This is a genomic window from Devosia naphthalenivorans, from assembly GCF_003056355.1.
Taxonomy (GTDB): Bacteria; Pseudomonadota; Alphaproteobacteria; order Rhizobiales; family Devosiaceae; genus Devosia; species Devosia naphthalenivorans.
In genome coordinates, this window is sequence record NZ_PYVW01000002.1 from 250,800 (window position 1) to 276,852 (window position 26,053).

22 protein-coding genes and 1 pseudogene are annotated in these 26,053 nt (G+C 62.3%); 18 read left to right on the top strand and 5 right to left on the bottom strand.

Going from position 1 to position 26,053, the window contains the following annotated elements; translation table 11 throughout:
- Positions 1-29 precede the first annotated feature (29 nt).
- Positions 30-737, bottom strand: a pseudogene (locus tag C8264_RS04395) (IS3 family transposase); the annotation flags it as partial.
- Between C8264_RS04395 and C8264_RS22890 the strand changes: the two are divergent.
- The 4 genes from C8264_RS22890 to C8264_RS04415 all read left to right on the top strand — a co-directional run bounded on the left by C8264_RS22890 (position 672) and on the right by C8264_RS04415 (position 4,188).
- Positions 672-839, top strand: a complete 168-nt coding sequence (locus C8264_RS22890) for a winged helix-turn-helix domain-containing protein (RefSeq protein ID WP_162783453.1) — start codon at positions 672-674, stop codon at positions 837-839. The pseudogene C8264_RS04395 and the gene C8264_RS22890 sit on opposite strands and share 66 nt — an antisense overlap.
- 165 nt (positions 840-1,004) lie before the next feature.
- Positions 1,005-2,390: a lipopolysaccharide biosynthesis protein gene (locus C8264_RS04405; protein ID WP_162783454.1), complete on the top strand. Its 1,386-nt coding sequence runs from the start codon at positions 1,005-1,007 to the stop codon at positions 2,388-2,390.
- Positions 2,387-3,637, top strand: coding sequence for a GNAT family N-acetyltransferase (locus C8264_RS04410; RefSeq protein ID WP_108459744.1), 1,251 nt, complete (start codon positions 2,387-2,389; stop codon positions 3,635-3,637). The genes C8264_RS04405 and C8264_RS04410 overlap by 4 nt, the downstream gene beginning before the upstream one ends.
- A gap of 143 nt (positions 3,638-3,780) precedes the next feature.
- On the top strand, positions 3,781-4,188 hold the full coding sequence (locus C8264_RS04415; protein WP_108459745.1) for a VOC family protein: 408 nt from the start codon (positions 3,781-3,783) through the stop codon (positions 4,186-4,188).
- Between the two features lie 91 nt (positions 4,189-4,279).
- Here the strand turns inward: C8264_RS04415 and C8264_RS04420 are convergent, their stop codons facing one another.
- Positions 4,280-6,826 carry an ABC transporter permease gene (locus C8264_RS04420; RefSeq protein WP_108459746.1) on the bottom strand — a complete coding sequence of 849 codons (2,547 nt, stop codon included), beginning with the start codon at positions 6,824-6,826 and terminating at the stop codon, positions 4,280-4,282.
- Complete coding sequence (locus C8264_RS04425) at positions 6,826-7,533, bottom strand: ABC transporter ATP-binding protein (protein WP_205245611.1); 708 nt, start codon at positions 7,531-7,533, stop codon at positions 6,826-6,828. The genes C8264_RS04420 and C8264_RS04425 overlap by 1 nt, the downstream gene beginning before the upstream one ends.
- Positions 7,534-7,771: 238 nt before the next feature.
- On the opposite strand from C8264_RS04425, the gene C8264_RS04430 reads away from it, so the two are divergent.
- The 12 genes from C8264_RS04430 (at position 7,772) to C8264_RS04485 (ending at position 22,607) form a co-directional block, all read left to right on the top strand.
- Positions 7,772-8,290, top strand: coding sequence for a heme-binding beta-barrel domain-containing protein (locus C8264_RS04430; RefSeq protein WP_162783455.1), 519 nt, complete (start codon positions 7,772-7,774; stop codon positions 8,288-8,290).
- A 90-nt stretch (positions 8,291-8,380) separates the two neighbouring features.
- Positions 8,381-9,346 (top strand): acetylxylan esterase, encoded by a 966-nt coding sequence (locus C8264_RS04435; RefSeq protein WP_108459748.1) that lies wholly within the window; start codon positions 8,381-8,383, stop codon positions 9,344-9,346.
- Between the two features lie 69 nt (positions 9,347-9,415).
- The gene (locus C8264_RS04440; RefSeq protein ID WP_108459749.1) at positions 9,416-10,432 is read left to right on the top strand and encodes a LacI family DNA-binding transcriptional regulator; all 1,017 of its coding nucleotides are present in this window, start codon (positions 9,416-9,418) and stop codon (positions 10,430-10,432) included.
- Between the two features lie 245 nt (positions 10,433-10,677).
- Positions 10,678-12,609: an ABC transporter substrate-binding protein gene (locus C8264_RS04445; protein WP_108459750.1), complete on the top strand. Its 1,932-nt coding sequence runs from the start codon at positions 10,678-10,680 to the stop codon at positions 12,607-12,609.
- A 287-nt stretch (positions 12,610-12,896) separates the two neighbouring features.
- A complete protein-coding gene (locus C8264_RS04450) occupies positions 12,897-13,889 on the top strand; it encodes an ABC transporter permease (RefSeq protein WP_108459751.1) in 993 nt (330 codons plus the stop codon).
- 15 nt (positions 13,890-13,904) lie between these two features.
- A complete protein-coding gene (locus tag C8264_RS04455; protein ID WP_245892951.1) occupies positions 13,905-15,029 on the top strand; it encodes an ABC transporter permease in 1,125 nt (374 codons plus the stop codon).
- A gap of 4 nt (positions 15,030-15,033) precedes the next feature.
- Positions 15,034-16,056: an ABC transporter ATP-binding protein gene (locus C8264_RS04460; protein WP_108459987.1), complete on the top strand. Its 1,023-nt coding sequence runs from the start codon at positions 15,034-15,036 to the stop codon at positions 16,054-16,056.
- Complete coding sequence (locus C8264_RS04465; RefSeq protein ID WP_108459753.1) at positions 16,053-17,087, top strand: ABC transporter ATP-binding protein; 1,035 nt, start codon at positions 16,053-16,055, stop codon at positions 17,085-17,087. The genes C8264_RS04460 and C8264_RS04465 overlap by 4 nt, the downstream gene beginning before the upstream one ends.
- 1 nt (position 17,088) lies before the next feature.
- Positions 17,089-18,942, top strand: coding sequence for a DUF2264 domain-containing protein (locus C8264_RS04470; protein ID WP_108459754.1), 1,854 nt, complete (start codon positions 17,089-17,091; stop codon positions 18,940-18,942).
- Positions 18,939-19,949: a hydroxyacid dehydrogenase gene (locus tag C8264_RS04475; protein ID WP_205245621.1), complete on the top strand. Its 1,011-nt coding sequence runs from the start codon at positions 18,939-18,941 to the stop codon at positions 19,947-19,949. The genes C8264_RS04470 and C8264_RS04475 overlap by 4 nt, the downstream gene beginning before the upstream one ends.
- Before the next feature lie 257 nt (positions 19,950-20,206).
- The gene (locus tag C8264_RS04480; RefSeq protein WP_245892931.1) at positions 20,207-21,832 is read left to right on the top strand and encodes an acyltransferase; all 1,626 of its coding nucleotides are present in this window, start codon (positions 20,207-20,209) and stop codon (positions 21,830-21,832) included.
- Positions 21,833-21,962: 130 nt separating this feature from the next.
- A complete protein-coding gene (locus C8264_RS04485) occupies positions 21,963-22,607 on the top strand; it encodes a ThuA domain-containing protein (RefSeq protein WP_108459756.1) in 645 nt (214 codons plus the stop codon).
- 270 nt (positions 22,608-22,877) lie between these two features.
- On the opposite strand, the gene C8264_RS04490 is transcribed toward C8264_RS04485, so the two are convergent.
- Positions 22,878-23,588, bottom strand: a complete 711-nt coding sequence (locus tag C8264_RS04490) for a class I SAM-dependent methyltransferase (protein WP_108459757.1) — start codon at positions 23,586-23,588, stop codon at positions 22,878-22,880.
- A gap of 137 nt (positions 23,589-23,725) precedes the next feature.
- Between C8264_RS04490 and C8264_RS04495 the strand changes: the two genes are divergently transcribed.
- Positions 23,726-24,214, top strand: a complete 489-nt coding sequence (locus C8264_RS04495) for a YciE/YciF ferroxidase family protein (protein ID WP_108459758.1) — start codon at positions 23,726-23,728, stop codon at positions 24,212-24,214.
- 74 nt (positions 24,215-24,288) lie between these two features.
- Here C8264_RS04495 and efp read toward each other — a convergent pair whose 3' ends face one another.
- On the bottom strand, positions 24,289-24,858 hold the full coding sequence (gene efp, locus C8264_RS04500) for an elongation factor P (RefSeq protein WP_108459759.1): 570 nt from the start codon (positions 24,856-24,858) through the stop codon (positions 24,289-24,291).
- Between the two features lie 129 nt (positions 24,859-24,987).
- Between efp and epmA the strand changes: the two genes are divergently transcribed.
- Complete coding sequence (gene epmA, locus C8264_RS04505; RefSeq protein WP_108459760.1) at positions 24,988-26,043, top strand: EF-P lysine aminoacylase EpmA; 1,056 nt, start codon at positions 24,988-24,990, stop codon at positions 26,041-26,043.
- Positions 26,044-26,053: the final 10 nt, after the last annotated feature.

The window sequence follows — 26,053 nt, forward strand, 5'->3', positions numbered from 1 at the left end:
CCCGGAAACTCCGGAGGGTTTGGTTTAAGTTATGCGGCCATGGCCGGTTGTTCCAGTGCGGCGTAGAAGTTTGCCTCAGCTTCCGCTGGTGGGATGTTTCCGATGGGTTCGAGGAGGCGTCGGTGATTGAACCAGTCAACCCATTCGAGAGTGGCGAACTCAACGGATTCGATGTTTCGCCAGGGTCCGCGCCGGTGGATCACCTCGGCCTTGTAGAGTCCGTTGATGCTCTCGGCCAAGGCGTTGTCGTAACTGTCCCCGACGCTGCCCACTGACGGTTCGATCCCGGCCTCGGCCAGGCGCTCGGTATAGCGAATGCTGACGTATTGCGACCCGCGATCCGAATGATGAACCAGACCGCCGCGATGGACGGGGCGGCGGTCGTGGATGGCCTGCTCGAGGGCGTCAAGCACGAAGCTGGCATGGGCGGTGCGGCTGACCCGCCAGCCCACGATATAGCGAGCGTAGACGTCGATCACGAAGGCTACATAGGCGAACCCAGCCCACGTCGCCACATAGGTAAAATCGGAGACCCAGAGCCTGTTGGGCGCCGGAGCATGGAACTGGCGGTTGACGTGATCGAGCGGGCAAGGAGCGGCCTTGTCGCTGATCGTGGTGCGCACTGGCTTGCCTCGAATGACACCCTGCAGGCCGAGTTCCCGCATCAGTCTTTGCACCGTGCATCGCGCAACATCGAACCCTTCCCGCTGCATCTGTCGCCAAACCTTCCTGACGCCATCGGTCAACTGCGCCAGAAGCTGGAGGCCGACCCAAGCTCGCCGAACTACATCATCACCGAACCGGGTATTGGTTATCGTCTGCTCAGGTTTGAAACGTGAACCACGACAGGTGGGTCAAGAAGTCGGAGACTTTCTGACTTGATTGCCATATGGATGACTTCGTAACCATAGCGCAACGCGTTAATACTCTTCTCGCTCGTTCCGACTATCGTGCTGCCGACTATTTCAAGAGCTAGCGATGGCTCTTAAAACTACGAGAGCACTGTGAACGTTTCGGGCGCCCAGAAGAGGTTGGCTGGCAAGGCAGGTCCCGATGCCTTCCGGCGCATGGCTGCCAGCTTGCCACAACTGGCCAGCCCATCCCTGCACGTCATGGGTATACGGATTGCGGGTGCCGGTATTGCGCTGGGGGCCCAGGTCTTTGCATCGCAGATCATGGGGGCAGAGGAGTTCGGGCGCTATGCGCTGGTTCTGGTTTACCTGCTGCTCCTGGGGCATTTCGGCACGTTTGGTACGGCCCAGCTGCTCTGCAGATTGCTGGCGGATTATCTTGAACGCGGCGAGCGGGGCAAGGCGCGTGGCCTGTTGCATTTTGCGCTTGCCTCCACGGCCGGTGTGTCGCTGGCCGTTCTTGCGGTAGCCGCGGTGCTGATACATGGCCCGGTTTCCTGGCTCGAACCCGAATATGTGCTGCTGGCCAGCCTGGCGCTGGCGGGGATACCCCTGCTTGCGTTGCAGGACTTTCTGGAGGCGATTGCGCGAGGGCTGGATCGACCAAATCTGGGGATTGGACCGGCCTATATGCTGCGGCATCTGGTCATTGTCTGCGGCCTGGCTGCGTCCGTCATGTTGGGGCTGGAAGCGAATGCGAGCAGCGTCGTTGTGCTCACCATCGCCGGGCTCGTGCTGAGCGTTGGCATTCAATTCATGCTGTTGCTGCGGCACCTGCGCGATGCGCTGGCGGGCGCGAAGCCTCAATACATGGCGGTGGCATGGATCAGGTCTGCTGTGCCGATCGCCGGCGTCGATGTCGCTGAAGTTCTGTTCTTCAATGCCGACATCCTGATCCTGGGCTTCTTCGCGCCGCCTGAAGTGGTGGCGCTGTATTTTGCGGCTTCGCGCATATCCCAGATCCTGGCCTATGTGCCCTATGGCGTAACGGCAGTCACTGCCCAGAAATATGCCAGGCTCTTCGCTGCAAACAAGCTGGGAGAGCTGCAGGCCCTGATCCGGCGGTCCGCCTTGCTTTCCACGAGCGTCGCAATTGCTGGGGCAATCGTGCTTTCGCTGTTTGGCGGCATGCTGCTCAACCTCTTCGGTTCCGACTATGCGAATGCGCATTACCTGGTGCCGGTGCTTTGCCTGGGCATTGTCGTCGCGTGCGCCATGGGCCCCGGTGAAGACGTGCTGACCATGCTGGGCGAAGAGCGCGTGTGCTCACTGTCCTTCTTTGCAGCGCTGTTGGTGAATGTGGGCACGGCAATCAGCCTGATACCTTTGCTTGGTACCCTGGGAGCGGCGCTGGCGGGGGTGGCCGGACTGACCGTCCGAGGTATTCTGCTGGCCTGGTTCGCGCATCGACGGCTTGGCCTGGTCCTGCCTGTATTTGCCGGGGCGAGGATGTTTGTTGGGAGGGAAATGCGATCATGAAGCCGGAGGCAATTGCGCCAAACTTGATTGTCGAAGTTCTCGACGAGACAGGCATCCGCCATATTGATGCAGCTCAATGGGATGAGCTGGCGCGCAATGGGCTCGACAATAATCCCTTTTACGCACGCTCCTATGTTCTGGCCGGACTGAACACCATCGATCGAGCGTCGGGGCTTCGTGCCGTCGTGATTCAAAGCCGGGACAGGAGCCAGCTGCTTGGCATTTTCCCGTTCCGCTACAAGCGGTTCCCGCTGCCACGAGCGATCGCAGCCACGAACCTTTATCAGTTCTGCGGCCAGCCGCTGATCAGCAAGGAACACGCGGACGCGGTGATCGCCGCCTGGGTGAATGCCATCAAGACGAGGCAAATCCCGAGGCGCTGGAGTTTCCCGCATCTGGACTTGTCGAGCCATTTCGCCAAGCGACTGAACCTGCTGGCCGGTGATGAAGCCCTGCGCTGCCTGCCGCTCGTCAATTACCAGCGCGCCCGGCTTGCCCGCACATCGCGCGACTTTGCCGAGCATTTGAGCTCGGCTGTGTCCAAGAGCCGGGTGAAAGACATCCAGCGCACCCTGCGCCGGCTTGAGGGATTGGGCGAGCTGCGCTTCGAGCGAGCCACGGAACCTGCGCTCGTCGCGCAGCGCATCGAGCAGTTTCTTGCCGTTGAACATGCCGGCTGGAAGGGCAAGGCCAGTACCTCGTTCCTTGCCGACCCCGAGCATGCACGCTTTGCCCGTCAGGCCTTCTGCCCCCATCAAGGGCTCACATCGGTCGACAGCTTGCTGCTGGATGGCGTGCCCATTGCCCTGAGCGTCAACATCCGCTCGGGCGATACGATCTTCACGCCCAAATGCGCCTATGACGAGACTTACCGCAAATACAGTCCTGGCCTCGCGCTTGAGTATCTGGTGGTGGAGGCCTTCTACGGCAGCGATGACTGCAGGGACATGGATTCGTCGACTACGGTGGATGGGCATGTCGTGCAAAGCCTGTGGAACTGTGGCGCCCCGATGGGCACTTTTGTGGTTGGTCCGCAGAACTGGGGAACCGATTTCCTCGCGCAACTCCACACCATGAGCCGGGCCGCAAGGCAGCGGGCCAAAACCTTGAACACGGGCGTGGCCGGGCAGGCTTTCATCTTCGTTCGGGCATGGCGCCAGCGCGTACAGCGGCTCAACAGCGACATCGTCATGGGCGGCACATGCCTGCTCCATACCGTGGAGAACGTGCTTCCACAGGTTCTTTGATCGGTTGGGGCGCTGCGAGAGCTGGCGCGCCAAACTGCACTTAGAAAATTGTATGTCGAAAATGTCGGGCGTCACTCGTCGGTGCAAGTGAATAGGGGTGACAGCCCTTCAGACCAGAGTCGGTTCATATCGAGGAAATACCAATGCCTATACAGATTTTCGTCAACCTGCCTATCAGCGACCTTGCGGCCTCGATGGCTTACTACAAGGCGCTGGGCTTTGATCATAATCCCCAATTCACCGACGAGACAGCCGCCTGCATCGTTATCAGCGACACCATCTATGTGATGGTTCTCACCCACGAAAAATTCGCCCAGTTTTCCGATCTGCCGATCCCCGACGCAAAGCAGCAGCGCCAGGCGCTCTATGCCCTGTCGCGCGATAACCGCGAGGCCGTCGACCAGATCGCCGAAGCCGGTGTCGCTGCGGGCGGCAAGGAAACCCGTGAGCGCCAGGACTACGGCTTCATGTATTCCCGCGCCATTGCCGATCCCGATGGCCATACCTGGGAATATATGTGGATGGACATGAGCCAGATGCCCACGGAATAAACGGGTCGCTTGCGCTAGTCCTACCGGGTCACTGCAGCGAAGGCGGGATCTCGCTTTCGCTGCAATGTCGCTTCGGTTAACGCGGCCGTCGCTACAGGTCGCGCAAGAGGCGGGCGGGGCGGGCGGAGGCGGCGCGCAGGATGGTCATGGAGCCGAGCAGGGCCGTGATCAGCGTCGCGACCCCCAGGACAACCAGCAGGCTGCGCAGATCGAGGGTGAAATCGACCTGGAGCATGATGAAGCTGATCAGCCAGCCCAGTCCTATGCCCAGAAAGATCGCCGGCACCGCAGCGAGCAGGCCCAGCACCAGATATTGCGCGAAGGCCGAGAGCATCAGTTCGCCGCGGGTTGCACCCAGCACTTTGGTGATGACGGCGTCGGCCTCGCGCTGGCGGCGGCCGGTGGCGAGACTGCCGATCAGCACCAGCAGGCCATTGCCCACGGCGAGGCCGCCGATCAGGGTGGCTGCAAAAGACAATTGGCTGAGGGCATTGGTGACCTGCTTCAGCGTATCGCCGATGGCGATGAAGCTGATGAAGGGCAGGGCGGTGGCGAGTTCGCGCTCCACTGCTTCCTCGCGGCCGGGCGCAGTGGTGACGGCGGCGAACAGGGTCGTGGGATAAGCTTCCAGAACGCCCGGGGAGAAGGTTGCTAGGAAATCGATGCCGCCCTGCCAGGAATAATCGCGGAAATTGGTGATCTCGGCGGTGATGTCTTCGCCAAAGATCTGGAAGGTCAGGGTGTCGCCGATATCGACGCCCAGACCCGAACGCAGGCTCTGGTGCAGGGAAACCAAGCCGGGACCAGTGTAGCCAGCTAGCCACCAATCGCCACCGGTCAGCTTGGAGGTGGCCGGCATCTGGTCGCGGTAGGTCAGCGGAACTTCGCCCGAAAGGAGGAAGGTCGCCTCGGGGCCGCGCGTTTCAACATCGGCGGCGGGTACGCCATTGATCGCTGTCAGGGCGCCGCGCAGCATGGGTGTGGCAACGAACAGGGGAATGTCGGTGCCGGGGCCGGACATGGCCTCAAGCGTTTCGACCTCATCGGGGAAGAGATCGGAAGCGACCAGCGTAGGAGCGCCAAAGGCGGAGGCGCCAAAGAACTCCTGGCGCAGATTGGCCTGCAGAACCAGCACGACGATCAGCATGGTGAGGGCCATGCCAGCCGAAACCACGACGGAGGCTGCATTGCCGCCGCCGGTCGAGATGTAACGCTTGGCATGACGCAAAAGGCGGGCCGGCGGGTCGGGCAGATGGCGCAGAGCGCTTTGCACCAAAGCGATGAAGGCCTCGAAAAACAGAGCGGTGATGGCGCTGGCCACGGCGAAAGCGGCCACCAGCATGGCATCCTCGGTCATGGCATAAGCCAGCAGGAGGAAGGCGATGATGGCTGCCAGCAGCGGGAGGATGCGGGTGGAAAGGAGCAGGCTGCCCCATTCCAGCGGCGGCGCCGCAAGACCCTTGGAGCGGAACAGGTGGACCGGGCGAATGGTCTGGGCCTGTTGCAGGGGCAGATAGGAGAAGGCAAACGCGGTAACGAAGCCGGCGCCGGCGGCAACCAGCAGAGGCTGCAGATGAAGCGAGGATGGCAGGGCGATGCCGACCGCCTGGCCAACAAAGGGCAGGACCAGATAGGCGGCACCGCCCCCGATTAGCAGGCCAATTCCAACGCCGATCGCGGCCAGAGCCACCACCTGCGAGAAGAAGTGTACGAAGACGCGCGAGCGGTCGGCGCCCATGCTGCGCAGGATAGCGATAACGTTGGAGCGCTCGGCAATATAGGCCTGCATGCCGCTCCAGACGCTGACGCCACCGATCAGCAGCGAGCCAAGACCCACGATCACGAGGAAGCGCATGAACAGATCATAGTAACGCACCATGGGGCCCAGCCCGTCCCGGGCGGAGCGCACGGTCCAGCCGCTATCGGCCAAGGCTGCCGCGACCTTGGCCTTTGCGTCCTCGGCGTCCCGCCCGTCGAGCAGGATCTTGTAGCGGAACCAACTGCCCAGACCCGGCAGCGGCGAGGTGCGGTCGGAGATGGTGGCGAAGCCGTCAAGCGTGATGAGCGTAGTCAGGCCGAGGCGGAAGCCGCGCACGGCGGCATCGGGAAGCTTGGAGAGGGTTCCGCGCGCTTCGAATTCCGTCCCGCCCAGTTGGAAGCGATCGCCAACGGCAATGCCGAGCTGATCGAGCATGAGCGGATCGAGCAGGGCGCCGAATACCTCGCTGCGGGGCGCGAGGAAATCAGCCAGGGCGGTGCCTGCGGGCAGTTGCGGGCTCTCGACGGTGCCGGCCAGTGGATAGGTGTTGCCGACGGCGGTGAGGTCGACGAAGGCATCGGAGGTGGGTGATTGTGCCCGCACATTGGTGTCGACGACAGCCGAAACGGCCCCGAAACTTTGCAGGATCGGCAACTCGTCCGGATTGGCGGGGCGGTCGGCACGCGAGAGTTCCAGATCGCCGCCCATCAGGATAGCAGCGTTGGCGTCGATCGAGGCAGCGATGCTCGCCCCAACGGAGCTGACGCCGGCGATCAGGGCCGTACCAACTGCAAGGCAGACCACGAGGAGGACGAAGCGGCGCAGGTCGCCGCGCAGATCCAACAGGCCGACACGGACAGCCGCGAGGAACCCAGCCATCAGCTTACGACCGTGGATTCGGTCAACTCGCCCTGCGTCATGGTGAAGACGCGGTCGGCGCGGGCTGCAAGGGCCGGATCATGGGTAATCAGAACCACCGCAGTGCCGTTCTTGCGCGCGAGATCGAACATCAGCTCGACCACGACGGCGCCAGTAGTCTGGTCGAGATTGCCGGTGGGCTCGTCGGCCAGCAGCAATGGCGGGTTGGCGACCATGGCGCGGGCCAGGCCAACGCGCTGCTGCTCGCCTCCGGAAAGGGCGGTGGGGCGATGCTCAAGGCGTTGCCCAAGTCCGACGGCGGTAAGGGCGTCGGCGGCCTTGGCGCGTATTTTGTGCATGGGCAGCTCGGGCGCGGCGATTTCAAGCGCCAGGGCCACATTGTCGAGCGCGGTCAGCGAGGGGATGAGGTGAAAGCTCTGGAACACGATGCCCAGCGACTTGCGGCGGAAGCGCGCGAGGTCATCTTCACTCAACGCCGACAATTCCTGGCCGCGCACCTTGACCTGACCGGAGGTGGCGCGTTCGAGGCCTGCCAACAACATCAGTAGCGATGTCTTGCCGCTGCCGGAAGGTCCGACGATGGCAACCACTTCGGCAGGCGCCACGCGCAACGATACGCCTTTGAGTATGTGAAGGGGGCGGGACGCTACCTCAAGAGAGTAGACTACTTCCCTAGCGTCGATGATCGCAGCGTCAGTCGTGTGCAAGAGCCAAACCCGGTTTCGTGTTTTTGTTTGTTCGCGCGACGGCGGGACATTTATGACACGCCATGGGTAAACTATTGTTGTGCAAGCGACTAGATCGCCAGCGAAGCGTTCATAGCCTGTCCAGGGGGCGAATGGCGATGTCGATCAACAAAGACGTGCTCCGCGCGCTCTCGACATTATGCAAAGCTCGGACAATATATCTTACCGTTCACGTCCTACCGCTGGAAACAAAGTTCATATGAGTAAACGATCAAAGTTGCTGGCCGCCCTGGTAGCACCCTTGGCGCTGTTTAGCATGGCGCCGGCGATGGCGGGCCCCCAGGAATTGGCGGTCCTGACCTCCTATATCGGCGATTGGCGCGGCTCCAGCGCTCTGGTGGGCGGTGGCAAATCGGAGCCGTTTACCTGCCGCTTGAGCGTTGCTAAGGGCAACCAGGAGAAGGTCAACTATACCGGCCGCTGCAGCCTGGTCAGCGCCAATTTGTCGATCAGCGGCACCATCGCGTTCAACGATAGCCAGCAGCGCTACGAAGCGGCCATGAGCTCCAACGCCGGGTTCACCGGCCTCGCCATCGGGCGGCTGCAAGGGCAGAGGATCAGCTTCGATTTGCAGGAGCGGGACAAGGACAAGAGCGGCAGCGACGTCCGCATCGGCTCGAGGATCCTCCTGGTGAACGGCGACATCACCGTGGACTTCGAAGTCGAGTTCAACGACTCCGGCGAGGTGCTGCGCGCTTCGGTGCCGTTCGCGCGATAGAAGCACGCTTTTAGCTGTGAGAAGGGGCTGCCAGCCATCTGGCATGGCGGCCTTTGCCGGTGCATGGTCGGGCAAGAACTGGAGAATCCCATGCCCTTCCCCGACCTCATTCAGCCCGAACTCGGAGCCTATCGCAGCGCTGTCGTTACCCCGGACGACTTCTCGGATTTTTGGGAGCGCACCATTGCAGAGGCGCGTGCTGCTGGCGGGGCGGCCAGCATGGTGCCGGCAGCAACCACGCTGAAGACGGTCGAAGTTTTCGACGTTACGTTTCCCGGCTTTGGAGGTCATCCGATCAAGGGCTGGCTGGTCTTGCCCAAGACGCGCGAGGGGCGGTTGCCGCTCGTGGTGCAGTATCTAGGCTATGGCGGCGGGCGCGGCTTTCCCCATGAGAACCTGCATTGGGCATCGTGCGGCTATGCCTATTTCCGCATGGATACGCGCGGGCAGGGCAGCGGCTGGAGCATGGGCGCGACTGCCGATCCGGTCGGCACGACGCCATCGGGGCCGGGCATGTTGACAAAGGGCATCCTCGACAGGGACGACTACTACTATCGCCGCGTTTTCACCGACGGAGTTCGGGCCATCGACATGCTAGTGGAACTGGAATTCGTTGATGCTGAGCGGATTGCGGTTTGTGGCGGCAGCCAGGGTGGTGGCATTTCGCTGGCGGTCGCTGGGATCGACAGGCGCGTAAAGGCCGTCATGCCTGATGTGCCGTTTCTGTGCGACTTTCGGCGGGCGGTACAGAAGGCAGTGCGTGATCCGTATGGCGAAATCGTGCGGTTCCTGGCGCAGCATAGGGACAAGAAGACTCAAGTGTTCGACACGCTGCGCTATTTCGATGGCGTGTGCTTTGCCCGGCAATCCAGGGCCAAGGCGCTGTTTTCGGTGGCTTTGATGGACGATGTATGCCCGCCATCCACCGTCTATGGTGCGTTCAATGCCTATGGCGGTGAAAAGACGATGGTGGAATACGAGTTCAATAATCACGAGGGCGGCGGACCATTCCAGGACCGCGAACAGATGGCCTGGCTCGGTAAACTCTGGGGCTAAGCGCATCGACAGGGCTTGCTTTACTCAAAAAACGCAAATATTGCGTTAGTGAGGATGAAGGGCTAGTTGATGCAGAAGCGGGCTAACCAGGCTGATATTGCGGAGCGGTTGGGGGTGTCGGTCAGCACGGTGTCGCGTGCGCTGGCGAACGAAATCGGGATCAGCGAAGCTGTGCGGCGGGATGTGCAGCGGATGGCGCGGACGCTGGGGTATCGGTCCAAGCACATTATCGGCATGCCGGCGGGCGACAAGCGGGCGGTGGCGCTGGTGCCTCTGGGTGGCGCGACGAGCGGGTTGTCGGGGTTCTATTCGGGCATTGTCGAGGGCATGCGCGCGCAGGCGGCGGAGGCCGGGATGGTCCTCGATGTGCGGCTGGTGAACGAGTCCGTGGTGACGCTCGAGATGATCCGCAAGCAGATCACCCAGGCCGATGCCGGTGGTGTGTTGCTGGCGGGGATCGATGCGTGGGACGAGCTGACGCAGTGGTGCGGGCAAGAGAATATCCCGGTCGTGCTGGTCAATGGCAGTGACCCCAAGATGCGGTTCAGCTCGGTTTCGCCGGCCAATTTTTATGGCGCGTACCAGGCCACGCAAAGGCTGCTGGACGCCGGCCACAGGCGGATTTTGCACTATACGCACCGCTATCGGCCGACCATTTTGCAGCGGCAACGCGGGTTCGAGGCGGCGATTGCGGCAACGCCGGGCGCGGTGGGAACGATCGTCAATACGGTGGAGCGCAAGACCAGCGAATTGCTGGCTGATCTGCTGGATGGCAAGCACAACGTCACGGCGCTGTTCTGCTGGAACGACATCGCGGCGGTGGAGATGCTGGAGGGGCTCTATGGGCCCGACAGCACCTTGCCGCCGAGCTTTTCCATAGTCGGGTTCGACGACCTGCCGATCGCCGGAATGGCGACGCCGCGGCTGAGTACGGTGCGGGTGGATCGCGAGGCTATCGGGCGCGGGGCCGTGCGTTTGCTGGCGCTGCATATGGAGGGCGAGGCGGCCATCCTGCAGTTGGAGACAGGGGTGACGCAGGTTGCCGGCGAGACGGTCGCTACCGGGCAAGCCTTCGCTTACCGCTGAGCTTTTGCCTCGGAAAAGCAGCAAGCATGCTTCCAAAAATTTCAATTCTGCCTCGGCATTGCTGCATTATTTCTCCCCTTTTCCCGGGCCTATCCATCTGCGCTACCAACATAATCTCAGCAAATTTGCATTTGTTGCGTGAATTGCGCAAAATACTTGCGCTGGTGCAAAAACTGCCCTAGCCTTCCCCAGCGTCACGAGGCGCCGGGCCGGAAAAGCAGACGGCCGCTAGGGAGAGCAGATTCATGGATAACACCCGAGGAGGGCCGGGCAACCGAACCGGCCGTATCGTTTCCGGCGCACTGACCGCCATGCTGATGATGAGCAGCGCCGCGCTGGCGCAGCAACAGGCGCCGATGCTGGACGAACTTGTATCGAGCGGCGCATTGCCGCCGCTGGAGGAGCGGCTGCCGGCCAATCCGTTGGTCGTGGAGCCGGTGGAAAGCGTCGGCGTTTATGGCGGCACGTGGCGCTCGGCGCTGCGCGGCGGACTGGACAATGCATGGATCGCCCGTACCGTCGCCTATGACGGCCTCGTGCGATATGACCGCGAGTGGAAGGAAATCGTTCCCAATCTGGCGGAAAGCTGGGAGGTCAGCGAGGACGCGCGCACCTATACCTTCAAGCTGCGCGAAGGGCTCAAGTGGAACAATGGCACCCCGTTTACCTCGGCTGATATCGAGTTTGCGGTACAGCTGCACAAGGAACCCACCTATGTCGGGCCGGGTGGATTTCTGCGAAATCCAGATAATCCGGTCAATATAGAGGTCGTGGACGAGACCACATTCCGTTTCGTATTCGAGAACCCCACGGGCGTACTGATGGACGAGTTGGCCAGCGTCAACGGTCTCACCATCGTATCGCTCAGCAAAGAGTATTGCGGACAGTTCTATCCTCCGCTCAACCCCAATGCATCTGAGGAGGCAAAGGCGGCAGGTTTCGAAACTTGGGAAGCCATGATGCTTAATCGCTGCGCCTGGGCAACGGAAACCATCCGCTTTGCCAATCCGGACCTGCCGTTCATGAATGCATGGATGGTTGAGGAGCCGCTGACGGGCAATGCGAGCCGGGTAACCTTCGTGCGTAATCCTTATTACTGGAAGGTCGATACCGAAGGGAATCAATTGCCCTATATCGACCGGCTCGACATGCGCGTTTCGGATTCGCTGGAAGAGTTGACCCTGATGGCGCTCAATGGCGAGATCGACTTTCAGGATCGTCATATCGCGACCGTCGCCAACCAGCCGCTGTTCTTTGACGGACAGGAAGCGGGGGACTACCGGCTGGGCGAAAACATCCCGTCCAGCATGAACACGATGACGATCCAGTTCAACATGAACCATGTTGATCCGGTGCGTCGCGAGCTGTTCGCCAACAGGGATTTCCGCATCGGCATTAGTCATCTCTTGGATCGGCAGGAAATTATCGACGTGGTGTTTACCGGTCAGGGCGAACCCTTCCAGGCGGCACCGCGGCCCGAATCCCCGTTCTATGACGAAGAAATGGCCAAGCAATATACCGAGTTTGATCCCGAAGCCGCCGATGCGGCCTTCAAGGCCGCGGGCCTGGGCGAGAAGAATGGCGATGGTTTTTACACCATGCCCGACGGTTCACCGCTCCAGATCACGATCGACACGATTTCCGCTTTCCGTACCGAATGGACGGATATGATGGAACTGATCCAACTGCAGCTGGAAGCCGGTGGCATCGACGTCGAGCTCAACAACATCGATCGTACGCTCTATTACGACAAGCGTCCGCTGGGCGACTATGACGCGCAGATCTGGCAGGGCGATGGTGGCCTCGATGTGATCCAGGAGCCGCGCTACTACATGCCGTCCGGTCCCGAGAGCGTGTGGGCCTTCCGCTGGCAGGCCTGGTTCAATGGCACAACTCCCGACGTTGCCGAAGAGCCGGCCCCCTGGGCCAAGCAGCAGATGGACCTCTACAACCAGTTGCGCGAGGAAGGCGATGCGGCCAAGCGCGACGAGCTGATGAAGCAGATCCTGCAGCTTGCCAAGGAGAACTTCCCGGTGATCGGGGTGAGCTTGCCGGGCAATGGCTACTTCATTGCCAAGAACAATATGCGCAACATCCCCGAACCGATGCTGCACGCCTATCTGTTCCCGACCCCGGCTCCCTATGATCCGTTCCAGTGGTATTTCGCCGCCGAGTGAAGGATCCCTCCCGCCCCTCGCGGCTCTCTCCGGTCGCGAGGGGAAGGGGAGAATGAGGCCAGGTTCTTGTGGAGAGGACCCCCACCTAACCTCCCCTGGTAGGGGGAGGGACGGACCGGGGTTCGGGCGAGATGTTGTGCCCCAAGAGCAGGATTGTTCCTCCCCCTAGGAGGGGAGGCTAGGTGGGGGTGCGACAGCCCCGATAGCCGGGCCAACCACCTCCCACCCTTGATCCCTCCCCGCAAGGGGGAGGGTGTCGACTGAGCCTTTAGTTACAGGAGACGCCCATGTTGGGTTTCATTGGCAAACGTTTGATCGCGATGATCCTGACCATGTGGGCGGTGAGCTTTGTGGCTTTCGCCATCATCCAGCTGCCACCGGGCGACTATCTGACGACCTATATCGCGACCCTTGCCGCGAATGGTGACCGGGTGGACCCGGCGACCATCGAGGCGCTGCGGCGGCAATATGGGTTCGGCGAGCCCTATATGATCCAGTACTGGAAATGGGTTTCCGGCATCATTTTCCGAGGCGATTTCGGGCAGAGCTTTGAATGGGAGGCGCCGGTGACGACGCTGATCTGGGGCCGGCTGGGCAATTCCATTCTGCTCGAAGGCCTGGCCGTGATCGTGATGTGGTTGGTCGCTCTGCCGATCGGCATCTATGCGGCGGTGCGCAAATATTCGCTGGGCGATTACCTCGCGACGATTGGCGGCTTCATCGGCCTCGCCATTCCCAATTTCTTCTTCGCGCTGATCCTGATGTATCTTTCCTTTATCTGGTTTGGGGAAACCATTGGCGGGCTGTTTTCGCCCGGAATGGAGAATGCTCGCTGGAGCCCGGCGCGGGTGTGGGACTTTCTGAGCCACGCCTGGGCACCGATCCTGGTGCTGTCGATGGCGGGGACGGCGGAACTGATCCGCATCCTGCGCGCCAATTTGCTGGATGAACTCAAGAAGCCTTATGTGACGACGGCGCGAGCCAAGGGCCTGAGTGAATTCCGCACCATCATGAAATATCCGGTGCGGGTCGCGCTTAATCCGCTGGTGTCCACCATTGGCTGGTTGCTGCCGGCGCTGGTGTCCAGTTCGGTGATCGTCTCGGTGGTGCTCAACCTGCCGACGGCAGGGCCGCTGCTGCTGCGCTCGCTGACGTCGCAGGACATGTTCCTGGCCGGTGCGATCATCATGCTCCTGGGGATGCTCACGGTGATCGGCACACTGATTAGCGATCTGCTGCTCGCCTGGATTGATCCGCGTATTCGCTATGGGAGCAAGTAGATGGCGGTGGAAACCATGACCGATATTCCTGTCTCCACCCCAATCAAGCGCGCCAAGCGCGAGAGCCAGACGGCGTTGATGTGGCGCCGGTTCAAGCGGCATCGGCTGGCGCTGGTGAGCTTGTGGATTGTGGCGTTGTTTTACCTGATCGCCATTTTGGCGGAGTTTCTCGCGCCGCATGATCCGGGCGCCTATAGCGCGCGCTATACCTATGCGCCGCCGCAAGGCCTGCAGCTGTTTTCGACGGATGAAAACGGCGGGTGGCGCTTTTTCCCGCATGTGAACGGCTATTCCACCGAGGTGGACCGCGAGGCAATGCGGCGCATCTTCGTGGTCGATCCCGAGATCGAAATCCCGGTGCAGTTTCTTGCGCCGAGCGATCCGTATCTGCTGGCGGGGGTGATCCCGATGTCGGTCAAGCTGATAGGCGTGACCGAGGCGCGCGCGCCATTCTACATCCTTGGAGCAGATCGGCTGGGCCGCGACCTGCTGAGCCGGCTGATCCATGGCACGCGTATTTCGCTCTCCATCGGTCTTGCCGGGGTGACGCTGAGCCTGTTCTTCGGGATCATCATCGGCGGCTTCGCCGGTTATTATGGCGGCTGGTTCGATAGCGCGGTGATGCGCGTGATCGAATTTATTCGCTCGATGCCCACCATCCCGCTGTGGCTGGGGCTGGCGGCGGCCATGCCCAAGGACTGGTCGGCGCTGCAGACCTACTTCGCCATCACTATCATCCTGTCGTTGATCGGGTGGACGGAACTGGCGCGCGTGGTGCGGGGGCGGTTCCTGAGTTTGCGCACCGAGGACTTCGTCACGGCGGCGCAGCTTGATGGGGCGAGTGACTGGCGCATCATCACGCGGCACATGGTGCCCAGTTTCATGAGCCACATCATCGCGGCGGCGACGCTGGCTATTCCGGGTATGATCCTGGCGGAAACGGCGCTGAGCTTCCTGGGGCTTGGGTTGCAGGCGCCGATCGTCAGCTGGGGCACGCTGCTGCAGGACGCGCAGAATATCAGGACCCTCGCGAGTGCGCCGTGGTTGCTGGCGCCGGGTGTGTGCGTGGTGATCATCATTCTTTCGATGAACTTTTTTGGCGATGGGCTGCGTGATGCGGCTGATCCCCATGGGCGGTAAAAACATGACCCAAAAACCAATCCTTTCCATTGCCGATATGTCGATTGTGTTTTCCTCGCCCGACGAGGCCGACATCGAGGCCGTGCGGCAGGTCGATCTCACGCTGACGCCGGGCAAGACGCTGGCGCTGGTGGGGGAGAGCGGATGCGGCAAGTCGGTGACGGCTCGGGCCGTGCTGCGGCTGCTCGACAAGAATGCGTTGATCCAGCGCGGGTCGATCACCTTTGAACCCAAAGGGGAAAAGCCGGTCGACATTGCCAAGCTCAAGCAGGACAGCCTGCCGCTGCGGGCCATTCGCGGCAACCAGATTTCCATGATCTTCCAGGAGCCGATGAGCTCACTGTCGCCAGTGCATACGATCGGCGACCAGATCGACGAGATGATGACGATCCACGAAGGGCTCAAGCCAAAGCAGGCGCGGGAAAGGACCGTGGCGCTGCTGGACCAGGTGGGCATTCCCGGCGCGCGGGAGCGGGCTGATGCCTATCCGTTCCAGCTATCGGGCGGCTTGCGGCAGCGCGCGATGATTGCCATGGCGCTGGCGTGCAAGCCGCAGGTGTTGATTGCGGACGAGCCGACCACGGCGCTGGATGTGACGACGCAGGCGCAGATCCTCGATCTCCTGCGGCAGTTGCAGGCCGATTTTGGCATGGCGATGCTGTTTATCACGCATGACCTCGGCGTGGTGGCGGAGATCGCTGACGAAGTCGCGGTGATGTATCTGGGCGATGTGGTGGAGCAGGGAAGCGTGTTCGACGTTTTTGCCGCGCCCAAGCACCCCTATACGCAGGCGCTGATGAGCTCCATTCCCAAGATGGCGCGGAAGGCCGATCGCGTGCGGCTATCGCCGATCAAGGGGACAGTGCCGGCGCCCAAGGACCGGCCGGAGGGATGCGCCTTTACCAGCCGTTGCCCGCATGCCTTCGAGCCATGCCCGACGATCCGGCCGGCGCGGACGGATCTGGGGAATGGGCATCATGCGCGGTGTCATTTGTTGACGCGCGTTCCCGTGGAGGAGCCGGCATGAGCACGCTGCTGAGCGTTCAGAACCTGTCCAAGCATTATACGCTGAGCGGTGGCCTGTTTGGTGCCGAACGGCGGCTCGATGCGCTGACCGACATCAACCTCGAAGTGGAAGCGGGGGAAACGCTGGCCATCGTGGGCGAGAGCGGGTGCGGGAAGACGACCTTGGGGCGCTGCATTATTCAGGCGCAGCCGTCGTCGGCGGGCAAGGTGGTTTATCATCCCAAGAGCGGCGGTGACGTTGAGCTGACGGCGCTCAACAAGCGGCAGATCAAGCCGTGGCGGCAGGATATCCGCATGATCTTCCAAGACCCGATGAGTTCGCTCAACCCCAATATGCGGGTGTTCGATATAGTCGCGGAGCCCTTGCGCATCCACAAGATCTGCAAGGGACGGGAGCTGGAGGACCGGGTGATCGGCACGCTCGCCAAGGTGGGCATTCCGGCCGAAGCGGTGGGGCGGTATCCGCATGCGTTTTCGGGCGGGCAGCGGCAGCGCATCGGCATTGCGCGGGCGCTGGTGCTCGACCCCAAGCTGGTGATTGCTGATGAAGCCGTGTCGGCGCTGGACGTTTCGATCCAGGCGCAGGTGCTGAACCTGCTGGAGGATCTCAAGGCGGAGTTCGGGCTGACGTATATTTTCATCAGCCACGATCTGGGGGTGGTCAACTACATCGCGGACCGGGTTGTGGCGATGTATCTCGGGCATGTGGTGGAGAATGCGCCCACCGAAATGCTGTTCGAGCGGCCGCGCCATCCCTACACCGAACTGCTGCTCGAGGCGCTGCCGATTGCGGATCCGACCCGGCGGAAGGGGCGCAAGGCCGAGGTGCGGGGGGAAATTCCGTATCTGGGCAATCGGCCGGTGGGGTGCCCGTTCCACACGCGTTGCCGGTATGCGCAGGATGTTTGCCGGGCGGAGAAGCCGGCGCTGCGGCCCATCAACGGGACGGCGCAGGAGGCTGCGTGCCATTTCGCCGAAGAGCTTGATTTGAAGGGTGCTTATGATGACGCGCCTGCGAGGGAATTTGCCTGAGATGATTTATGACCCTGTGACCGCCAATCCGCTGCATGGCAATCCGCTGAGGACGCGGGCTGATGTGGAGAAGGCGCTGCGTGATTTGTTCAATCCGGTGTTGCCGTATTTTTCCGAAGGTGGCGCGCGGGTGCGGCTGGATGCGGCGGCGGCGCATTTTGATCGGGCGGCGGCTGATCTTGAAGGGTTTGCGCGGCCGCTGTGGGGGCTGACGCCGCTGGCGGCGGGTGGTGGTGAATTCGATCATTGGGAGTTGTATCGGCGCGGGTTGGCGAACGGGACCGATCCGGAGCATCCGGAATATTGGGGGACGGTGAACTCCACCGACCAGCGGATGGTGGAGCTGGCGGCGATCGGGTTCACCATGCGGTTGTTGCCGCATCTGGTGTGGGAGCCGCTGGAGCAGAAGGCGAAGGATAACCTGGCGGCGTATCTGAAGCATGCGCGGCAGTTCGATTATGCGGATAATAACTGGAAGTTCTTCCGGGTGCTGGTCGATCTGGGGCTGGAGGAATGTGGGGTCGAATTCGACCGGTCGCTGACTGAGAAGTATCTGGACGAACTGGACGGGTTTTACCTCGGCGATGGCTGGTATCGCGATGGCAATATCCGGCGGATCGACCATTACATCCCGTTTGCCATGCACTTTTATGGACTGATCTATGCCAAGCTGGCGCGGGGGGATGAGAAGCGCGTTGCGGCCTATAAGGAGCGGGCGGAGCTTTTCGCTCGGGATATTCGGCACTGGTTCGACGATGAGGGCGGCACGCTGGCGTTTGGGCGGAGCCTGACTTACCGGTTTGCCTGTGGCGGCATCTGGGGGGCGCTGGCGTTTGCCGATGTGGAGGCGCTGCCCTGGGGCGAGATCAAGGGGCAGTTCTTGCGGCATCTGCGCTGGTGGGCGGACAAGCCGATCGCCAACCGGGATGGCGTGCTGTCCATCGGCTATGGCTATCCCAACCTGTTCATGAGCGAGAGTTATAATTCGGCGGGCTCGCCCTATTGGGCGCTGAAGGCGTTTTTGCCGCTGGCGCTGCCGGAGGATCATCCGTTCTGGACGGCGGAGGAGACCGAGGCTGTTACGGACGAAGCGCCGGTGCCGCTCAAGCATCCCGGCATGGTGATGATGCACACGCCGGGCAATGTGGTGGCACTGTCGAGCGGGCAGCAGAACTGGCAGATGCGGGCGGGCACGGAGAAATACGCCAAGTTCGTTTATTCGTCGCGCTACGGTTTTTCCGTAGAGGTGGACGAGCGCGCCTACCCAATGGGGGTGTTCGACGGCGCGCTGGCGCTGTCGGATGATGGACGCCACTACCGGGTGCGCGAAGCCAATGAGGCCGCGCAGATCGCGGGGGATACGCTCTATTCGCGCTGGAAGCCGTGGGGCGATGTCGAGATCGAGACGTGGCTGTTGCCGGCCAATCCCTGGCATATTCGGGTGCACCGGATCAAAACGCCGCGTGCGCTGCATGCGACCGAAGGTGGCTTTGCCATCGAGCGGGCCGATTTGAACGCCGATGAACTGCTTGAAGAGGCCGGGCGGGCGGTGGCGCGTAGCCGGACGGATTTGAGCGCCATCGTCGATCTCTCCGGCCAGCGAGCCGGACGGGCGCATAAGCCGTTCCCCAATACCAACCTGATTGTAGCCAAGACCATCGTACCGCAATTGCGCGGCGAGATCCCCGCGGGAACGACGGTGTTGGTGACGGCGGCGATGGCCTTGCCGGCCGGCGATAATGCTGAGGCGGCGCTGGGGCGGGTGCCGCAAGCGCCTGACTTGGGCGAGCTTGAACGGCTGTTTGCCCGCGAGGGTGTTGATGTCAGCGCCATTCTGGTGCCGGAGCGCTTCTGATGCGACCAAAACTGGCCTTCGCGATGGCCGCAGACAAAACCAAATTCGTGTTTGATGCCGCTGCGCTCGGGCGCCTCGCTCAATGCTGCGAGGTGCTGCAGACGACCCCGCTCGAGGAATTTTCCAGCGCAGAGGCGCGTGCCGTATTGGGCGAGGCAGAGATTCTGGTGACGGGCTGGGGCTGTCCCAATGTCAATGCCGAGGTGCTGCGAGCGGCTCCCAGGCTGAAGCTGATTGCCCATGCCGCGGGGACGGTCAAATACACGCTGGATGACGCGGTCTACCAGCGGGACATTCGCGTGACCCATGCGGCAGACGCCAATGCGGTGCCGGTGGCGGAGTTTACGCTGGCCTCGATCATCTTTTCCAACAAGCGCGCGTTCGAACTGCGTGATCGCTACCGCGCGGACCCGATGCGGCGCACGAGCTACTCGCTGATGAACGAACCGATCGGCAATTACCGGCGGATTGTCGGGCTGATCGGTGCGTCGCGTATCGGGCGCAAGGTGGCAAAGCTGCTCGAGGCGTTCGATTTCACGGTGCTGCTGTGTGACCCGTTCGTGCATCCGGGCGATCCAATCCTGCAGCATTGCGAACTGGTTGAGCTCGATACGCTGCTGGCGCGCTCGGATGTGGTGTCGCTGCATGCGCCATCGCTGCCATCGACGCGGCACATGATCGGGGCGCGGGAATTGGCACTGATGGGGGATGGTGCGGCATTCATCAACACGGCGCGGGGCGCGCTGGTGGATGAGGCGGCGCTGATCGCGGAGCTGCAGACCGGGCGCATCCATGCGGTGATCGATGTGACCGATCCGGAAATCCCGGCGACGGGGTCGCCGTTGTATTCGCTGCCCAATGTGTTCTTGACGCCGCATGTGGCGGGGGCGGTGGGGACGGAGCGGTTGCGGCTTGGGGAGATGGCGGTGACGGAAGTGGAGCGGTTTGTGCGTGGGCAGGCGCTGGAGTTCGAGATTGAGCCGGCGTTGCTGGAGCGGTTGGCGTGAGGGGGATTGGGGTTTGGTGTGGGGTTTGTCCCCTCACCCTAGCCCTCTCCCCGGAGGGGCGAGGGGATTTGGCCGGTGGGAGGCACAGATCAAGCTACATTCTCGATCTGGTCCCCTCGCCCCTCAGGGGAGAGGGCTAGGGTGAGGGGTGCGATGCTGGGACATTACAGATGTGGAAACATCGCACCCCTCACCCGGCGCTGCGCGCCGACCTCTCCCCTGAGGGGCGAGGTGACCCGGTGTTAGTAGGAGCAATAGTGGACAGTTATCCAGAGGCTTCCGAGCACGAAGCTCGGCTGCAATTCCTGACGTGGGACCGGACGCAAGGCGATATCGACGCGCCGGAGCATCGGGCGCGGCAGGCGCATTTGGCTGAGGTGGCGGGGGCGAGTTTTGCTGATACGGCGTATGTTGCGGCGGAGGCGGCGGTTTTTACGAGCCATCTGGTGCTGGGGGAGCAGTCCTGGATTGCCGGGCATGCCCTGGTGCGCGGCGATGTGGAATTCGGCGCCCATTGCACCGTCAATCCCTATGCCATGATTTCTGGGAAGGTGCGGTGTGGCGATGGGGTGCGGATTGCCAGCCATGTGTCGATCGTGGGGTTCAACCATGGGTTTGATGACCCGAGCGTGCCCATCCACACGCAAAAGCATGAGAGCCGGGGGATCATCATCGGGGACGATGTGTGGATCGGGGCCAATGCGGTGGTGCTCGATGGCGTGCGGGTCGGACGGGGGGCGGTGATTGCGGCGGGGGCGGTGGTCAGCAAGGACGTGCCGCCGCTGGCCATTGTTGGTGGGGTGCCGGCCAAGGTGGTGCGGTTTCGCGGGCAGAGCGGCAAGGGTGATGCGGTGAGTGCGCTCGGGAGATTGGGGAGCGCTGCCAGGACGCAATTGCCCGAAGTGTTGGGCCATTATCGTGAAAATGGCGAGTATGTTTCGCGGGAGGCGGATGGGCAGGTGCGGCGCAGCGCGCGGCACCTCAACGATGCGATCGAGTTGTCGGCGGGTTTCGACAGCCTGCCGGAAGGGCTCGATGTCGCCGCCACGTTGGCACAATTGCAGGGGTTGCAGGACCCCGAAACCGGGCTGTTCCCCGATCCTCATCAGACGCCGGCGCCGGGGCAAGCGATGCGCGACAATGGGCTGGCGCTCTACAATGTTCTGTCGGTTGGCTATGCCATCGAGGTGCTGGGCGGGCAGCCGCTGCATCGGATTGCGGCGGTCGAACTGGATGCCGGGGCTTTGTGCGATTGGCTCGAAGGGCTTTCGTGGCGCGAGCGGGCATGGGGCGCTGGCGCGGCAGTCGATGCGATTGGTACGGCGCTCTATTTCAACGCGCGGTATTTTTCGACCGGGCGGGCACGCGAGACGCTGTTTGGCTGGCTGGCGCTGAAACAGGATCGTGGGACAGGGCTCTGGGGATCGCCAACGGCAGCGGAAGGGCTGTTGCAGCCGGTGAATGGATTTTACCGGCTGACGCGGGGCACTTATGCGCAGTTCGGACTGCCCGTGCCCAATCCGGAGCGGGCGATCGATAGCGTGCTGCTCAACTATCGCAATTATGGCGGGTTTTCGGGGCCGACCTATACGGCGTGCAATCTGCTGGACACTATCCATCCATTGCTGCTGTGCCTGCGGCAGACGGATCATCGGCGTGCGGAGGCCGAGGCGATTGCGCGCGTGGTGATCGGCACGGCGGGGAAGCGCTGGGCCGGCGGGCAGGGGTTTGCGTTTGCCGATGGGCAGGCGCCGAGTTTGCAGGGCACGGAGATGTGGCTTTCGGTGTTGCACCTGGCGGCGGAACTGCTGGGGATTGAAGGGGAGTTCGCGTTTGTGCCCAAGGGGGTGCATCGGACGCGGGCGGTGGGGCTGGGATTGTGATTCATTATCCCTGCTTCATCCACGGCGTCATTCCCGCGAAAGAGGGAATCCCCCTATGCGCGATGTAGCCGATGAAGGGAGATTCCCGCGTTCGCGGGAATGACACGGTGGTTGGAATGGAGTTTCGAGCATGAGCAGAGCCAGAAAAGCCCTCGTGGTGTGGGGCGGGATGGAGCTGCATACGCCTGAGCGCGGGGCGCATGTGGTGCGGGAATTGCTCGAAGCGGAAGGCTTTGCCGTCACGGTGACGGGCGACTATGAGGCGCTCGGGGCCGATGATGTCGGCAGCAACGATCTGGTGGTGCCGGTTATCACCGATGGCACGCTGGCGCCGGAGAAGATGGCGAGGCTGATAGAGGCGGTCCGTGCGGGGACGGGGCTGGCCGGCTATCACATGGGACTGGCGACGAGCTTTCGCAGCTCGGTGCCGTTCCGGTATGCGGCAAGCTGCTATTGGGTGCAGCATCCGGGCAATATCATCACTTACCGGGTGGATATGCGCGATCATCCGCTGATGGCGGGGATCGAGAGTTTCGAGCACACATCCGAGCAGTATTATCTGAACTACGATCCGGCGGTTGAGGTGCTGGCGACGACGGTTTTTTCGGGGGAGTTTCATCCCTGGAGGAAGGACGTGGTGATGCCGGTGGTGTTTACGACCATGCACGATCAGGGACGGGTGTTTTATTCCTCGCTCGGGCATACGGCGGACGAGCTGGCCGGTGGGCCGGTGCGGGAGATCTTGCGGCGCGGGCTGTTGTGGGCGGCACGGTGAGGTAAGTGGTTACTTCGTTTGGATGACGTATCATCACAACGTCATTCCCGCGAAAGCGGGAACCTCTGTTTTCCTTGCAACCATCGCCAACGGAGGTTCCCGCTTTCGCGGGAATGACCTGGTGGGAAAAGCGCGCGGAGTGAACATTCCCCGCAAGAGGGCGGATGGGGTGCTGTAGGATGGGGTGCTTTTGGGTTGGGTTTGCTGTGCGACGGCCCCCCACCCTTGATCCCTCCCCGCAGGGGGGAGGGTGTCGACTGCATGTTCGGGCTATTGCTGCGCCTGGCGGCGCTGGACTTCTGACTCCGGGAGGGCGTTGGCGTAGTGGAGTTCGCGGTTGGCGCGTTCCCAGAAGCTGGGGTGGACCGTGTCGAGCAGGCTTGGGTCGGTGGGCTCAAGGTTGACGCGGGTGCGGGTGGGCTCGTCGAAATAGAGCACGGTGTTTTGCCGGTACCAGGCGGGGATGGCGTCATCGGCCCAGATGGCGGGGCGGATGATGTCGTGGGCCGTGTAGCCGTGTTCGGCGAAGAGGGCGGCCCAATAGCTTTGCCAGCGTTCGTTGCGATGGCCGACGCCGCCCTGGCCGGGGATGGCGGCGCTGAACAGGATCGCGGGGGCAGAAGCGATGAGGTCGGCGACGAAGCTTTGGGCGCGTTCGGGCGACAGGTGCTCGGCGACTTCGAGCGAGATGGCCAGATCGACGCGCGGGCTGGTGAAGCGCTGTTCGAGATCGTGCGGGGCGAAATCGATGCGGGGGTCGTCGAGCATGTCGGGGGTGACCCAGTTTCCTTCGATGCCAAAGGCCGATTGACTGCCGCTTTGGAGGGCCGCGGCGAGCCATGTGCCGGTGCCGCAGCCGATATCGGCAACGCTACGACGCGGCAATTGCGGCGGCAGGGCAGAGAGCAGCCGGCTGGCCGCGTGGGCCGTGTAGGCGCGGCGATTTTCGTAGAACCCATGTGGGTAGAGCGAAGCGGTCATGATGGGGCCGAGGCGTGGAAAGGATGAGAGCCTATGCCGGGTGGACGGGTTGCGCCAGAAGCATAAATTTGTGCCGGAACTCGGTGGCGGGGAGCGCCGTTGAGGGCTCAGTTACCATCCATCACTGGAGACGATCAATGGCCGAAAAGACCCTGAACGACCTGTTCCTCGATACGCTCAAGGACATCTATTATGCTGAAAAGCAGATCGTGAAGACACTGCCGAAAATGGCCAAGGCCGCCACCTCGGCTGAGCTGAAGGCCGGCTTCGAGCAGCACCTGGAAGAAAGCGAAGGTCACGTCGAGCGGCTGGAGCAGGTGTTCGAACTGATCGGCAAGCCGGCCCGCGGCAAGACCTGCGAGGCGATCCTCGGCATCATCGAGGAAGGCAAATCGATCATGGATGAATTCAAGGGCACCGAGGCGCTGGATGCCGGGCTCGTATCCGCGGCACAGGCGGTCGAGCATTACGAAATCGCCCGCTACGGTACGCTCAAGACCTGGGCCGGCCAGCTGGGCCTGACCGAGGCGGTATCCCTGCTCGATGCGACGCTGCAGGAAGAAATCGCCACCGACAAGAAGCTCACCCAGGTCGCCGAGGCCAAGGTGAACCGGAAAGCGGCGTAAGCGATTGCTGCGCTAAATGAGACGGGCCCGAAAGGGCCCGTTTTCGTTGTGCCGATGAACGCGTTTTTGCGCGATCAGTCCTTAGCGCGCTCGACGTAGGAATTGTCTTCGGTCAGGATGACGATGCGGGTGCCGGCGCCGATATGGGGAGGGACCATGACGCGCAGGCCGTTGTTGAGGACGGCGGGCTTGTAGGACGAGGATGCGGTCTGGCCCTTGACCACCGGTTCGGTCTCGACGATCTCGAAGCTGAGGCGCTGGGGCAGTTCCATGGAGAGGGCGGTGCCTTCGAAGGTCTTGAGGTGGACCTTCATGCCATCGGTGAGATAGGCGCGCTGGTCGCCGATCACGTCATCGGCCACGGTGATCTGCTCGTAGGTGACGGGCTCCATGAAGTGGTGGCCTTCGCCGTCCGAATAAAGATAATCATATTCGCGGTCATCGACGTCGGCCTTTTCGACCATCTCAACGGTGCGCCAGCGGCCGACGACCTTCACGCCGTCCGAGATGCGGCGCATGTTGACGTTGGTGATGGAATTGCCCTTGCCGGGGTGGACGTTTTCGGCGGTCAGGATGACGTGCAGATTGCCGTCCTGCTCGACGACATTGCCCTTGCGCAGCGAGGAGGCGATGACTTTGACCATTATTCTTCCTTGTTCGTTTCTGTAGCGCGGCGTAGAGGCAGGGCCGTCTGGCGCTTGCAAAAAGAGTTTTCGTTGCGCCAACTATCCTATCTCGGCGAAAATCGCCAGCCTGCCCGTGATAAAGGTCGCATGAGCCAGCATATCGACAAGCCTTCCCCATGGTGGACGCCGAGCGTGCATGAAGACCGCCGGCCGATCCTTTTGGCGCGGGGGCGGATAGAGGCTGCGGTGCGCGGGTATCTGGCGCAGCGCGATTTTTTGATGGTCGATCCGCCGGGGTTGCAGCGCTCGCCGGGCAATGAAACGCATCTGCATGCGTTTGGCACGACCATGATCGGGAACGATGGTGTGGGCAGGCCGATGTATCTGCACACCTCGCCCGAATTTACGATGAAGAAGCTGCTGGCGGCGGGGGAGCGGCGGATTGCGAGCCTGGGGCATGTGTGGCGCAACCGGGAGCGGAGCGCGCTGCATCATCCGGAGTTCACCATGCTGGAATGGTATCGGGCGGGTGAGGCGTATGATGCGGTGATCGCGGACTGCGTCGCGATGTTGCGGCTGGCGGCGGAGGCGAGTGGGGCGACGGTTTTGCGGTTCCGGGAGCGGGAGTGCGATCCGTTCGTCGAGCCGGAGCGGTTGAGCGTGGTGGACGCGTTCAGGCGCTATGCGGGGATTGATCTGTTTGCCAGCATGGATGGCGAGGGGGTGACGGACGGCGAGGCGCTGGCGGAGCAGATGCTGGCTGTGGGAATGGCTGTGCCGGAGGATCGCAGCTGGAGCTATCTGTTCAGCCTGATCCTGACCGAGAAGGTCGAGCCGCAATTGGGGAATGGGCGCATCACGGTGCTGGACCGCTATCCGGCAGCGGAGGCGGCGTTGGCACGGCGGGCGGCGGATGACCGGCGGGTATCGGAGCGGTTTGAGCTTTATGCTTGCGGGGTGGAGCTGGCGAACGGGTTTGGCGAACTGACCGATGCAGAGGAGCAGCGGCGGCGGTTTGCTGCCGAGATGGCCGAGAAGGAGCGCATTTATGGAGAACGCTATCCGGTGGATGAGGATTTTCTGGGGGCTCTGGCGTTGATGCCGGAGGCGAGTGGGGTGGCGCTGGGGTTTGACAGGTTGGTGATGCTGGCGACGGGCGCCCCACGGATCGAGGCGGTGCTTTGGGCGCCGGTGGCGGAGTGAGATTTTCAAA